11 protein-coding genes and 1 other annotated feature are annotated in these 13,536 nt (G+C 61.7%); of the genes, 8 read left to right on the top strand and 3 right to left on the bottom strand.

Features of this window, described 5'->3' with window-relative positions; translation table 11 throughout:
- From Q0K06_RS12410 to rpiB, 4 genes are all read left to right on the top strand, one after another.
- Positions 1 to 669 (top strand): DnaJ C-terminal domain-containing protein (locus Q0K06_RS12410; RefSeq protein WP_294553010.1); only part of this gene is annotated, 669 nt, incomplete at its 5' end.
- 189 nt (positions 670 to 858) lie between these two features.
- Positions 859 to 3,072, top strand: a complete 2,214-nt coding sequence (locus tag Q0K06_RS12405; protein WP_294553008.1) for a phospholipid carrier-dependent glycosyltransferase — start codon at positions 859 to 861, stop codon at positions 3,070 to 3,072.
- Positions 3,073 to 3,083: 11 nt separating this feature from the next.
- Positions 3,084 to 3,890 carry a PHP domain-containing protein gene (locus tag Q0K06_RS12400; protein ID WP_294553006.1) on the top strand — a complete coding sequence of 269 codons (807 nt, stop codon included), beginning with the start codon at positions 3,084 to 3,086 and terminating at the stop codon, positions 3,888 to 3,890.
- Positions 3,891 to 4,133: 243 nt separating this feature from the next.
- Positions 4,134 to 4,568: a ribose 5-phosphate isomerase B gene (rpiB, locus tag Q0K06_RS12395; RefSeq protein WP_294553003.1), complete on the top strand. Its 435-nt coding sequence runs from the start codon at positions 4,134 to 4,136 to the stop codon at positions 4,566 to 4,568.
- A 64-nt stretch (positions 4,569 to 4,632) separates the two neighbouring features.
- Here the strand turns inward: rpiB and Q0K06_RS12390 are convergent, their stop codons facing one another.
- Complete coding sequence (locus tag Q0K06_RS12390; RefSeq protein ID WP_294553012.1) at positions 4,633 to 7,017, bottom strand: vitamin B12-dependent ribonucleotide reductase; 2,385 nt, start codon at positions 7,015 to 7,017, stop codon at positions 4,633 to 4,635.
- A 413-nt stretch (positions 7,018 to 7,430) separates the two neighbouring features.
- On the opposite strand from Q0K06_RS12390, the gene Q0K06_RS12385 reads away from it, so the two are divergent.
- From Q0K06_RS12385 to cysK, 4 genes are all read left to right on the top strand, one after another.
- On the top strand, positions 7,431 to 8,435 hold the full coding sequence (locus tag Q0K06_RS12385; protein ID WP_294553001.1) for an ATP-binding cassette domain-containing protein: 1,005 nt from the start codon (positions 7,431 to 7,433) through the stop codon (positions 8,433 to 8,435).
- Positions 8,428 to 9,159, top strand: coding sequence for a methionine ABC transporter permease (locus Q0K06_RS12380; protein ID WP_294552999.1), 732 nt, complete (start codon positions 8,428 to 8,430; stop codon positions 9,157 to 9,159). Before Q0K06_RS12385 ends, Q0K06_RS12380 begins: the two co-directional genes overlap by 8 nt.
- Before the next feature lie 219 nt (positions 9,160 to 9,378).
- Positions 9,379 to 9,632 (top strand) — a binding site (T-box leader).
- 111 nt (positions 9,633 to 9,743) lie between these two features.
- Complete coding sequence (locus Q0K06_RS12375; RefSeq protein ID WP_294552997.1) at positions 9,744 to 10,631, top strand: MetQ/NlpA family ABC transporter substrate-binding protein; 888 nt, start codon at positions 9,744 to 9,746, stop codon at positions 10,629 to 10,631.
- Positions 10,632 to 10,743: 112 nt separating this feature from the next.
- Positions 10,744 to 11,679, top strand: coding sequence for a cysteine synthase A (cysK, locus tag Q0K06_RS12370; RefSeq protein ID WP_294552996.1), 936 nt, complete (start codon positions 10,744 to 10,746; stop codon positions 11,677 to 11,679).
- A gap of 51 nt (positions 11,680 to 11,730) precedes the next feature.
- On the opposite strand, the gene Q0K06_RS12365 is transcribed toward cysK, so the two are convergent.
- Together Q0K06_RS12365 and Q0K06_RS12360 are read right to left on the bottom strand one after the other, a co-directional pair.
- Positions 11,731 to 12,231 carry a hypothetical protein gene (locus Q0K06_RS12365; RefSeq protein ID WP_294552993.1) on the bottom strand — a complete coding sequence of 167 codons (501 nt, stop codon included), beginning with the start codon at positions 12,229 to 12,231 and terminating at the stop codon, positions 11,731 to 11,733.
- A 69-nt stretch (positions 12,232 to 12,300) separates the two neighbouring features.
- A complete protein-coding gene (locus Q0K06_RS12360; protein WP_294552991.1) occupies positions 12,301 to 13,380 on the bottom strand; it encodes a hypothetical protein in 1,080 nt (359 codons plus the stop codon).
- Positions 13,381 to 13,536: the final 156 nt, after the last annotated feature.

The raw sequence follows: 13,536 nt of genomic DNA, 5'->3' as shown, positions 1-13,536 counted from the left end.
GAGCCGGGCACCACCGCAGAGATCTGCCCCAACTGCCGGGGCACCGGCACGGTCCGCATCCAGCGGGGCGGCGGGGCTTTTACCTTCGCCACCACCACCACCTGCCCCAAGTGCGGCGGCTCGGGCAAGATCATCCATCAGCCCTGCAAGACCTGCAACGGCTCCGGCTCGGTGCGCAAGCAGCGGAAGATTACGGTCAAGATTCCCGCCGGCATCGACAACGGCCAGGCCGTGTCCCTGCGGGGCCAGGGCGGCGCAGGCCGCAACGGCGGACCTGCCGGCGACCTGATCATCAGCGTCACTGTCCGGCCCCACGCCTTCTTCAAGCGGGACGGCACATCGGTCTACATGGAGCAGCCGGTGTCCTTCCTCCAGGCCACCCTGGGCGCAGAGCTGGAGATTCCCACCATCGACGGCAAGGTGAAGTGGAACCTGCCCGAGGGCACTCAGCCGGGCACCACCTTCCGCCTGCGGGGCAAAGGCATCCCCTCCATCAACGGCAGAGGCCGGGGCGACCAGTTCGTCACGGTCCAGGTCCAGGTCCCCAGAAACCTGAACCGGGAGCAGAAGGAGGCGCTGCACGCCTATGGCCAAGCCATGGGCGAGATTCCAGCGGACCATGAAGACGGCCTGAAGGGCTTCTTTGAAAAGAAGCGCAAAAAGAAATAACTGGCGGCGCCCACAGAGGAGGCCGCAGTCATATTTTGCGGTCTGGCGGACAGACTGCAAAAAACAGGGACGGACTTTGGTCCGTCCCCTATTTTTTTGCTGAAAACTATGGTAGAATGACTCTGTGTTATGTCCTGCGGCGGGGATGCCCACCGCTCCCGCCTATTCTGTCTCCGGAGGTCTGCCGTAATGAACCTCACGTACTATATCACCCCCACGCTGGTGCTCCCTATCGTGGTTTTGGCCGCCATGTTCTGCCTGATGAGCTACTACCGCCACGCCATGTCTCCCAGGGCGGGCACCCTGGAGTGGGTCACTGCGGCCAGCCGCACCCCCCGCCCCATGTCCTTCCCCCGCCGCCGGTTCCCCATGCGGCGGAAGGACGCCCTGCCCCTGCTGCTGCTGACCGCGGTATACGCCTTCACCGCATTCTGGAACCTGGGCTCCTTCACCAATCCCCAGTCCTTCTGTCAGCTCTCCGACGGAGAGACCGTCACCTTCACCCTGGCCGAGCCCACGGCCATCTCCCGGGTGATGTACTACACTGGCCTCAACACCGGCAGCTACACCCTGGAGGCCAGCCCGGACGGCGAGACCTGGTACACCCTGCTCAGCTATGAGGACGAGGAGAATCATGTCTCCGGCCTCATCTGGCAGGAGGAGAAGAGCGGCTCCACTCTGCCCGCCGGGCTGGATGCCGGCAATGCATCCGCCGCCCTCCACCAGAAGTACTCCGACCTGTTCAAGTGGATTGACAATACGGTGCTGCGCACCGGCGAAGGCCCCGATCCTCTGTCCCTGGAGGTGCGGATGTTCCGGCTCACCGGCAACCCGGACGCCGGAGACCAGTGGCTGGAGCTGGGGGAGCTGGCCCTGTACGACGCCGACGGAGCGCTCATCACCCTCCGCAATATTTCCTACACCGGCGAGGGGGCCTCTCCCCTGTTTGGCGAGGGGGACACCGTGCCCGCCATGCCCACCTGGTACAACTCCTCCTACTTTGACGAGATCTACCACCCCCGCACCGCCTACGAGCACATCCGCGGCATCTACCCCTATGAGATCTCCCACCCGCCACTGGGCAAGCTGATCATCGGCCTGGGCATCCGGCTCTTCGGTTTGACCCCCTTCGGCTGGCGGTTTATGGGCGCCCTCTTCGGCGTGCTCATGGTGCCCCTGCTCTATGTGTTCCTGAAAAACCTATTCGGCAAGACGGTAGTGGCCTTCTGCGGCACCGCCCTCTTCGCCTTTGACTTCATGCACCTGACCCAGACCCGCATCGCCACCATCGACACCTACGGCGTGTTCTTCATCCTGGCCATGTACTACTTCATGTACCGGTACCTGACCCTGCCCGCCGGTACCTCCTTCCGCAAAGGGGCTCTGCCCCTGTTCCTGTCCGGCCTGATGTGGGGCATCGGCGCGGCCAGCAAGTGGACGGTGATCTACGGCGCGGCGGGCCTGGCCCTGCTCTACTTCATTGGCCTCTATTTCAAGTGGCGCGACTGGCCCCAGGCTGAGGACGCGCCCCGGTTCGCCCCCTGGCTGGTCAAGACCCTGCTCTTCTCCGTGCTGTGCTTTGTGCTCATCCCGGCGGTCATCTATACCGCCTCCTACCTGCCCTACGCCGCCGCCAAGGGAGATACCAGCCTGGCAAACCTTATCAAGGTCATGTGGGACAACCAGGTCTACATGCTCACCTACCACGAGGGCGTCCACACCCCCCACCCCTACTCCTCCCGCTGGTACCAGTGGATTGTGGACGGCCGCCCCATTCTCTACTATCTGGACAACACCAGCGGCGCGGTCCAGGGGCTCAAGTGTGCCTTCGGCGCCTTCTCCAACCCCATTGTGTGCTGGGGCGGCCTGCTGGCCATGATGGCCTGCGCCGCTCAGTCCTTCCGCCGGTTCCGGTCCAAGATGCTCTTCTTCCTCCTGTCCGGCCTGGCGGCCGCCGGAGCGGTCATCGGCGTGGACGGCGTGCTCAGCGCAGAGCTGGACAGTCTGGTCCGGCTGCGCAACCTGTGCCTGCTGGCGGGCGGCGTGCTCATCTACTGGGTGCTGGGCTATCTGGCCAGCAAATCCTTCCCCAGATACTCCGCCAAGGCCATGTTCATCCTCATCGGCTACCTGTCCCAGCTGATCCCCTGGATGTTCATCGGCCGCATCACCTTCGCCTACCACTACTTCCCCTCCATTCTCTTCCTGGTGCTGGCCCTGGCCTACGTGTTCAATGACCTGGTGAGCCGCAGAGCGCCCGGCTGGCGGGCGGCGGTCTACGGCACCACCGGCGGCGCCGTGGCTCTGTACGCCGCCTTCTATCCCGTGCTGGTGGGCATTATGGTGCCCACCTGGTACACCACCAACTTCCTGCGCTGGATTCCCGGCGCGTGGCCCTTCTGAGGAGGTGCGCTGTGTTTCTCTCCGACTACCACTCCCACAGTCTGGTGTCCTTTGACGGAGAATTCCCCATGGCCCACATGGCTCAGGCGGCCGTGGACGCGGGGCTCAACCAGCTGTGCATCACCGACCACTGCGACTTTCTGGACCAGGACGGCGCTCCCGTCCGCACCTACGACTGGGACAGGGCGCTCTCTCAGTTTGATGAGGCCGCTCCCCTCCACAGCCGGGAGGGCTTTTCCCTCCGGCTGGGCCTGGAATTGGGCATGCCCCACCTAGACCCTGCCGCGGCGGAGCGTATCTGCGCCCAGCCCAGGCTGGACTTTGTGCTGGGCTCGGTCCACAATCATTCCCCGGAGCAGGGCGGCATTGATTTCTATTACGCGGACTACTCCACCGCAGCCGCCTGCCGGAAAGCCCTGGACGACTACTTTGCCTCCCTGGCCCTGCTGGCGGAGAGCGGTTTCTACGACGTACTGGCCCATATCATCTACCCCCTGCGGTATATGAAGCCCGCCGACGGCCCCGTCACCCTAGAGGGCTACGAGGACCGGCTGGAGACCCTGCTCCGCGCCGCCATAGCCCGGAGCAAGGGCATGGAGGTCAACACCTGGTGCGGCCGGACCCTGGCCGACTGGCTCCCGCTGCTGAAGCGGTACAGGGCTCTGGGGGGCGAGATTGTCACCGTGGGCTCCGACGCCCACGCCCCCGGCAACGTAGGCAAGGGCGTTTCCCAGGCTTTTGACCTGCTGCGGGAGGCCGGGTTCCGCTATGTGACTACGTTCCGGCGGAGAAAGCCGGAATTTGTCCCGATTATTTAAAAACACGGAGGTAACAACATGATTGCACTTGGTTCCGATCACGGCGGCTTTGCTCCCCATGGAGCCCGCTCCATGGGGACCCCTTCAATTTTATTTGCTCGGGGCAAATGAATTGCCCCTGCGCCAAGGTTTTGCGCGGCAAAACGCTTGACGGCGCGCGGCGCCGCCCCATCTCCCGATGGGGAGCGCGCAAGCCGCTTTCCCGTTCACACAAACAGCTTTACAAATACTGGAGGTAACAACATGATTGCACTTGGTTCCGATCACGGCGGCTTTGCGCTCAAGGAACACATCAAGACCTATCTGGACAGCCGGGGCATTGCCTGGAAAGACTTCGGCTGCGACAGCACCGAGAGCTGCGACTATCCCGACTTCGGCGCCGCCGCCGCCAAGGCGGTGGCATCTGGCGCCTGCGAGAAGGGCATTGTGGTGTGCACTACCGGCATTGGCATCTCCATCACCGCCAACAAGGTGAAGGGCATCCGCTGCGCCCTGTGCCGGGACGTGCTCTCCGCTCAGCTCACCCGCAAGCACAACAACGCCAACATGCTGGCCCTGGCCGGCGGCTTCACCGGGCCTTTTGAGGCCGACCACATTGTAGCGGCCTTCCTGGACACCGAGTTTGAGGGCGGCCGCCATGAGCGCCGTGTGAACAAGATTATGGCCCTGGAGGCGTAATCCCCCGTCATATGCAGAAAAGGACCGGCATTGCCAAGCAATGCCGGTCCTTTTTGTTTTCTTATCAGCCGCACTTGGAGTATCCGCAGTTGCGGCAGGTGACGCAGCCGCCCTCATGCTCCAGCTTGCTGCCGCACTCGGGGCAGAACTTGGCCAGCTTGGCCTCAGCGGGGGTCATGTTGAGGTTCACCGGCCCCTTGGCGTGGGGCACGGGCACCCGGCTGGGGGCAGGAGCCATGGGCTGGGGCTTCCCGCCGTCGTGAGTGACCTTGATGACCTTCTCAATGGCCTTGGCGATGGCGTCGGGGCAGGAGGTGACGGGCACCCCGGGCTGGCGCAGGCAGGAGGGGCAGCGGATGCCCTTGAGCTGCTGGATAATCTCCTTGGGGTCCATGCCGGAGCGGATGCCCACGCTCACCAGGCGGGCGGTGGCCTCGCTCTGACTGGGGCAGCCCCCGGCCCGGCCGGTATTGGTGAACACCTCGCAGATGCCGGTCTCATCGTAGTTGACGGTGATATACAGATTGCCGCAGCCGATCTTCACCTTCTCGGTGAAGCCGCTGGTGACGGCGGGACGGGGACGGGGCAGGATGGTGCCGTAGGCGGCGGTCTTCATAACGCAGGCAGCGCCGTCGCAGCCGGCCTCCAGCACGGCGTCCACCATGGGGTCGCCGGTGGCGTCCTTCTTCTCCGCCTTGTCCTTGCCGTCGTTGACCTTGCCGATGTTGAGCACCTGCTCGTCACGGCTGCCGTCCCGGTAGATGGTGGTGCCCTTGCAGCCCAGCTTGTAGGCCAGGGTGTACACCTCGGCCACCTCCTCCTTGGTTGCGGAGTTGGGGAAGTTCACTGTCTTGCTGACGGCGTTGTCGGTGTAGGCCTGGAAGGCGGCCTGCATCTTCACGTGCCAGATGGGGGACACGTCGTGGGCGCAGACAAACACCCGCTTAATGTCCTCGGGGATGCCGTCCACATGGGCCAGGCTGCCCTGCTCCACGATCCGGCGCATCAGCGCCTCGGAGTAGAGGCCCCGGGAGAGGAGCACGTTCTTGAGGATCTGGTTGGTCTCAATGAGGTGGGTGTTGTCCATCACGTTGCGGATATAGGCGTAGGCGAATACGGGCTCCACGCCGGAGGACACGCCGGCAATGATGGACAGAGTGCCGGTGGGGGCGATGGTGGTGACGGTGGCGTTGCGGATGGGCTTGCCATTGCGGTAGGTGCTCTCGCCGAAGAGGGGGAAGGCGCCCCGGACCTGGGCCAGGGCCTGGCTCTCCTCGTGGCCGATGGTGTTCACCAGCTCCATGACCTCCCGGGCCATGGCCACGCCCTGGTCGCTGTTGTAGGGGATACCCATATAGAGCAGCATGTCGGCAAAGCCCATGACGCCCAGGCCGATCTTCCGGGTGGAGCGGGTCATGGCGTCAATCTCGGGCAGGGGGTACTTGTTAACCTCAATGACGTTGTCCAGGAAGTGGACGGCGGTGCGGATGGTGGCGGTGAGCTTGTCCCTGTCCAGCACCCAGCGGCCGTCCTCCTCCTTCAGGTGGGTCACCAGGTTGATGGAGCCCAGGTTGCAGGCCTCATAGGGCAGGAGGGGCTGCTCGCCGCAGGGGTTGGTGGACTCGATCTCACCCTGCTGGGGGCAGGGGTTGTCCCGGTTGAGCCGGTCCAGGAAGATGATGCCGGGCTCGCCGGTCTGCCAGGCGGAGGAGACGATCTTTTCAAAGACCTCCCGGGCGTTGAGGGCGCCGGTGACCTTGTGGGTGGCGGGGTCCACCAGCTCGTAGCTGCCGCCGTTCTCCACGGCCTGCATGAACTTCTCGGTGATGCCCACGGAGATGTTGAAGTTGGTGATCTCCTTGGTGTCGTTCTTGCAGGTGATAAAGTCCAGAATGTCGGGGTGGTCCACCCGGAGGATGCCCATGTTGGCCCCCCGGCGGGTGCCGCCCTGCTTCACCGCCTCGGTGGCGGCGTTAAAGACCTTCATGAAGGAGATGGGGCCGCTGGCCACGCCGCCGGTGGAGTTGACGGTGGATCCCCGGGGCCGCAGGCGGGAAAAGGAGAAGCCGGTGCCGCCGCCGGACTTGTGGATGAGGGCGGCGTTCTTGATGGCGTCGAAAATCTCCTCCATAGAGTCCCCCACGGGGAGGACAAAGCAGGCGGACAGCTGGCCCAGAGGGCGGCCGGCGTTCATCAGGGTGGGGGAGTTGGGCAGGAAGTCCAGCCCGGTCATCATGTCGTAGAAGCGCCGGGCGGTGGCGGCCACATCTGCCCTGGGGTCAAAGACGGCGTCGGCGGCAGCAATGGCATCCGCCACGCGGTGGAACAGCTCCTCCACCGTCTCGGTGGGCTCCCCCTTTTCGTCCCGAATCAGATATCGCTTCTCCAGCACGGCTCTTGCGTTCTCGGAAATTGCCATGTCATTCTTCCTTTCTTCCGGTAAGTTTATGGGCCGCCGGGGATAAGCCCGCCTCCGGCCAAAGCAAGACCCGCCCTCACAGTGAGGCGGGTCGAATTGTTGACGCAATATATTGTATCATGACAGGCCATTATGTCAATATGTTGTTCTATCTATTCCACGTAGAATTTTAACCCGCAATCTTGTGAAAAAAAAGCGGTTGACAACCTCTCAGAGGGAAACGGGTGGAATTTCGCCTTGACAGCATTGCCTCCCTGTCATACAATTTAGGGTACCCATTGCCCCTATTTTCCCCATCTGAGGGGCAAAATCCGTCTTTGGAGGGGGATACAGTCATGCTTCATCCGGGGCGCTCAGGCCGTTTCCCCTCCGGGGAGCGAATGTGAAGGGCCTCCCACCGAAGCCGGACGGCTCCCATCATACAAGCGGAAGGAGACTTCACCGTGATAGAAATTCAGCATCTGCAAAAGACCTTTCCCACGTCGGACGGAGCCTTCACTGCCCTGGACGACGTAAACCTTACCATCCGGGACGGAGATATTTTCGGTATTGTAGGCATGAGCGGCGCGGGCAAATCCACCCTGGTGCGCTGCATCAACCTGCTGGAGCGGCCCACCTCCGGCCATGTGGTCATCGACGGGGAGGACATGACTGCCCTCTCCCCCAAGGCCCTGCGGGAGAAGCGGCGGTCCATCAGCATGATCTTCCAGCAGTTCAACCTGCTCATGCAGCGCACCTGCCTGGACAATATCTGCTTCCCTATGGAGATCGCCGGGGTGCCAAAAGCCAAGGCCCGGCTCAGGGCCAGAGAGCTGCTGGAGACCGTGGGACTGCCCGACAAGGCCGACGCCTACCCCGCCCAGCTCTCCGGCGGCCAGAAGCAGCGCATCGCCATTGCCCGGGCCCTGGCCAGCAACCCCAAGGTGCTCCTGTGCGACGAGGCCACCTCCGCCCTGGACCCCACCACCACCCGCTCCATCCTGCGGCTGATTCAGGATATCAACAAGCGGCTGGGCATTACGGTCATCGTCATCACCCACGAGATGGCTGTGGTGGAGGAGATCTGCTCCCATGTGGCGGTGCTGGAGCACGGTCAAGTGATGGAGACCGGCACGGTGGAAGAGGTCTTCTCCAACCCCAGGAGCGAGGCCGGCCGGCGGCTGGTGTTCCCCGACGGGGTGTCCCTGGACCAGTTCCCCGTGGCCAGGGTGGTGCGGGTGGTGTTCAACGGCGGCTCCTCCTACGAGCCCCTCATCGCCTCCCTGGCCATCGACTGCGGCGTGAAGGTAAACATCCTGGGCGCCGACACCCGGAACATCGACGGCAAGGCCTTCGGCTCCATGCTGCTGGGCCTGCCCCAGGACAACACAGAGGCCGCCAAGGCCATGAACTATCTGAAGAGCTGCCATGACGTCACCGTAGAGGAGGTGCAGGACTACCATGGATAAGTTTATCGCAAACCTGACCGACGCCCTCTCCAATTCGGCCCTGTGGGCGGAGTTCCGGGCGGGCATATGGGAAACCCTGTACTCCACCATTGTCGCCACATTTGTGGCCTGCATCCTGGGCCTGGTGCTGGGCGTACTGCTGGTGGTGGGTGAGAAGGACGGCGTCCGCCCTCTGCCCGCCCCGGTAATGCGGGTGCTCAACTTTGTCATCAATATTCTCCGCTCCGTGCCCTTCCTCATCCTGATGCTCATGGTACTCCCCCTGAGCGCGCTGCTGCTGGGTACCAGCATCGGCACCCTGGCCTCCATCCCGCCCCTCATCATTGCCTCCGCCCCCTTTGTGGCCCGGCTGGTGGAGACCTCCCTGCGGGAGGTGGACAAGGGGGTCATTGAGGCCGCCCAGTCCATGGGCTGCTCCCCCTTCCAGATCATCTGGAAGGTCATCCTGCCCGAGAGCAAGCCCTCCCTCATCGCCGGCGCCACCACCGCTTTTATCACCATTCTCAGCTACGGCGCCATGGCGGGTGCCATCGGCGGCGGCGGTCTGGGCAAGATTGCCATCAACTACGGCTACTATAAGTACAACTACGCCGTCATGCTCATCGCGGTCATCTTCATCGTCATTCTGGTGCAGATCTTCCAGTCCCTGGGCACCTGGCTGGCAGTCCGCAGCAACAAGCAGCTCACCCGTACCCGCCGCAGAAAGAAGCGCAAGAGCAAGTAACCCATACTGTGCCTTCCGGCAGGCCGCCCTGTGAGGGCGGCCTGCCTTGTTTGGTTTTTCACAAAGTTTGGACATTTTGGGGTAAAACATCTGTCTTTCTCTTTTTATCCCTGATTTTTATAACTTTTCTTTGTTCTTTTTGTGTATAGTATACAATTGACTTTTCCACCGGCGGGGTATACACTAATCCCAAGTTCCAAGACAACTGAACAGGCTTACCCAAAGGCAAGGAAGAGAAGAGTAAGCTGGGAGATACGTCACAGAGAGCCCGGATTGGTGGAAACGGGTACGGAAGGCCTGGCCGAACATGGTCTCGGAGCCGCGCACCGAGTGTATCTGCATTAGGCTGCGACGGGAGCGCCCGTAACAGCGCAGGAGTATCGGAGTTTTCTCCCGTACTTCATAAGGCCCGTATCCGTGAGGAGCGGGTGAAGCAAGGTGGTACCACGAAGCCAAAGGCTCTCGTCCTTGATGATGCATCAAGGGCGTTTTTTTGTGCCCTGAACCGATGTCGGCTGCTCCGGCGGTACCCCGGAACAGTTTACATAACCCTAATCAATCCAACAGCAAAGGAGAAATACATCATGAAGAAGCTCACCTCTCTGCTCCTCACCGGCGCGCTGGCTCTGGGCCTGCTGGCCGGCTGCTCCAGCGCCCCCACCGGCGGCGACACCACCCCCCAGTCCTCTGCCCCCGCTCAGTCCACCGAGTCCGCCCAGCCCTCTGCGTCCAGCTCTCTGGAGGGCACCACCATCACCGTGGCCGCCTCCCCCACGCCCCACGCCGAGATCCTGAAGGTGGCCAAGGAGGTCCTGGCCCAGCAGGGCATCACCCTGGAAATCAAGGAGTTCACCGACTACATCCAGCCCAACCTGGCCACCGAGGAGGGCGAGGTGGACGCCAACTACTTCCAGCACATTACCTACCTGAACAACTTCAACGAGGAGAACGGCACCCACCTGGTGAGCGCCGCTGAAATCCACTACGAGCCCTTCGGCATCTATGCCGGTACCACTTCCTCCCTGGCCGACCTGCCCGACGGCGCCAAGATCGGCGTGCCCAGCGACCCCACCAATGAGGGCCGCGCTCTGCTCCTGCTCCAGCAGGAGGGCCTCATCACCCTGAAGGATGGCGTTGGCCTGACCGCCACCAAGCTGGACATCGCTGAGAACCCCAAGAACCTGCAGATCGAGGAGCTGGAGGCCGCCCAGCTGCCCCGCTCCCTGGGCAGCCTGGACCTGGCCGTCATCAACGGCAACTACGCCCTTCAGGCCGGTCTGAACGCCGCTGACGCCCTGGCTGTTGAGTCCACCGACGGTGAGGCCGCCCAGGCCTATGTGAACGTGCTGGCCGTCAAGGAGGGCCGGGAGAACGACCCTGCCATCCAGGCCCTGGTGGCTGCCCTCCAGTCCGACGAGGTCAAGGCCTTCATGGAGGAGACCTGGCCCGGCGCTGTGGTGCCCATGTTCTGATGGTTGACAACCTGCTGTCTCTCTGCTAAAATGATGAAAAATGTCCCGGCAGGGCCGGGACATTTTCTCAAGTCGATTTCATAGTATTCATACTGAATAAGGAGGAAATAAAATGAAGATCGCCCACTCCCTCATGGACCTCATCGGCAACACCCCTCTGCTCCGCCTGGAGCGGTATGAGGCCGCCAACACTGTGCCCGCCGCCCTGCTGGCCAAGCTGGAGTGCTTCAACCCTCTTTCCTCCGCCAAGGATCGGGCCGCCAAGTACATGATTGAGGACGCGGAGGCCAAGGGCCTGCTCAAGCCGGGCACTGTCATCGTGGAGCCCACCAGCGGCAACACCGGCGTGGGCCTGAGCTATATCGCCGCCATCAAGGGCTATCAGGTCATCCTCACCATGCCCGAGACCATGAGCCTGGAGCGCCGGAACCTGCTCTCCGCACTGGGGGCCAGGCTGGAGCTGACCCCCGGCGCCCAGGGCATGAAGGGCGCCATCGCCAGGGCGGAGGAGCTGCTGCGCACCCTGCCCTCTGCCTGGATGCCCGGCCAGTTCGACAACCCGGCCAACGCCAAGGCCCACTACGAGACCACCGGCCCCGAGATCTGGCGGGATACCGACGGCAAGGTGGACGTGCTGGTGGCGGGCGTGGGCTCCGGCGGCACCGTCACCGGCGCCGGGCGTTACCTGAAGGAGCAGAACCCCGCCATTGAGGTCATCGCCGTGGAGCCCGCCGAGTCCCCGGTTCTCTCCGGCGGCCAGGCCGGCCCCCACAGGATTCAGGGCATCGGCGCGGGCTTTGTGCCCGCCGTACTGGACCGCTCTGTGGTGGACCGGGTCATCCCCGTCCCCGGTGACGACGCCTTTGCCGCCAGCCGGGCTCTGGCTCAGACCGAGGGCCTGCTTGTGGGCATCTCCTCCGGCGCGGCCCTGTCCGCCGCCGCCTCCCTGGCCAAAGAGGTGGCCTATCAGGGCAGGAACATCGTGGTGGTGCTCCCCGACACCGGCGAGCGCTACCTGTCCACCGGCCTGTTCCAGAAGAGCGAATAAACAGCCATGGCGGTCCGCCGGATTTCCGGCGGGCCGCCATGGCTGTTTGCATCATATAAAAGACCATTCATGTACCTTTGCTATTCCGCCAGGCCGATACATTGTGACGCGCAGCCCTACCTCTTCGTGAATAATATAGAATTCACAACTTGTTATGGAGTCCTCCCCCTTCAGGTAGTAAAAGACGTTCAGGCATTCCGGGTCCTCTCCCTCAAAGAGCTGGAAGGAAAACGACTGCGGATCGGATTCCCCCGTAGGCTCTCGATCCGAAATGGACGTGAGGGGCGGATAGGGTTCAGCGAAGCGGTCGTAGTGGTCAATTCTGGTTCCGTGCTGGGCGTAAATGGTCAGGACATTGCGTTCCCAGTCAAAGGTACAGTTCAGAGGGAGATCACCCCCAGCGCGCTTCCAGGCGCGGTATGAGTCGGTGGCGGTTACAACGGTAAACACAAGGACGGGGAAGAGCAGGAGGAGAAAGAGCTTCCTGCGCTCCGCCGGAATGGCCCGCAGCTTTTGAAGGAGCGATAGCGCCCCGGCGCGTATCCGTTTCATTGTGGTCTCCCCCTCTCCGGGCAGCCGTACTTCTCTTCCGCCGGCCGCACCGAGCGGAACGGACCGGCGTTATATGGACACGGTGACTGCATATTCACACCCGCTGTTGATGTTGGCAACGCCGACACACAACTGGAAATAATCGTCCACCTTTGCAAGGTTGTAGGTGGACTGAAGCGCACAGCTGTAAACATAGATATTCTCTCCGGGACTGCTCAAAGGAAGCGTGTTCGTCACAAAACTATTGCTGCTGAGTGTCAATGTAAGCGCTGTTTGCAGGAGAGAGTAGGCTGTCGGAATGGTCAGGTGGGAAACCGAGGCGGCAATCTGCTGTACCAGATAACCCACGGAGCGCAGCTTGCTCACATCGACAGAGCTGCCCGTACCTTTCCCCTCCACATAAAATGAGGTAAAGTAAGCTTTGGCACTGCCGGCGTTTACCATTTGAAGTTCAAGATCCGGCTTTGAGATGAGCGCGCCCCCAACACTCTTGGGATGAATCACAGCGAAATCACTGTAAGTGGTGACGGAACTATAGATCTTGACGCTGGAAATGATTTCGTCCGCCCCATGTATTCCCGTATCCACACGATAAAGCGTCATATCCACATACTGGGTGCCGTACACAGAATAGATATTGAACTTGCAGGAATAATACCCTTTAGTAATGCCGTTATTCAGATACTCTGTGACATCCTCTGAAATAGTATTGTTGCTGGGGTACTGCCCTTGTGCGCTCGCCTGATCAAATACATCCGTTGTGACGTATACGGTGCCCTCATCCGATACAAACTGATAACACGTTTTATTTTTATAGTCTGTGACAGGGGGCCGGCCCCGCTCAGACAGGGACGTTATCATAATATATGCTGCGATAGAAGGCATATTGAGCGAGGTATAGGGGCCGTAACTTGTGGCCGCCAAAGACGCGGGCATCGGACGGCTGCTGACGCATTCTTCCGGCGTAATCAGCCCCATCTCGACAAGCCCGGCCTCATCTCTGGGCAGCTGCTCCAGCATCTCCTGAACGGCTTCCGCGTCCGTCGGCTCGGAAGCGTCGGGGCTGCTGTCGGCAGCTGACGCAGGAATTGCGAGAATAGAAACAAGCATTGCAAAAACAAGAGATAATGAAACAAATTTTTTGTACATAAGGCATCTTCTTTGCAATAGACCAGATGATTCCTTCTTCTCGAATATGCCGGGATACTGCCCCTGCATTACTGCATTTTCGTACTCCTTGTATTATAGAGTAGTAGTGATTAGAGCCCCTCTCCAAGGGCTGTGTGCTACACTGTAAGGGATGCT

It is taken from the genome of uncultured Pseudoflavonifractor sp. (assembly GCF_944387805.1).
Taxonomy (GTDB): domain Bacteria; phylum Bacillota; class Clostridia; order Oscillospirales; family Oscillospiraceae; genus Pseudoflavonifractor.
This window is presented reverse-complemented; position numbering and strand designations above follow the sequence as displayed.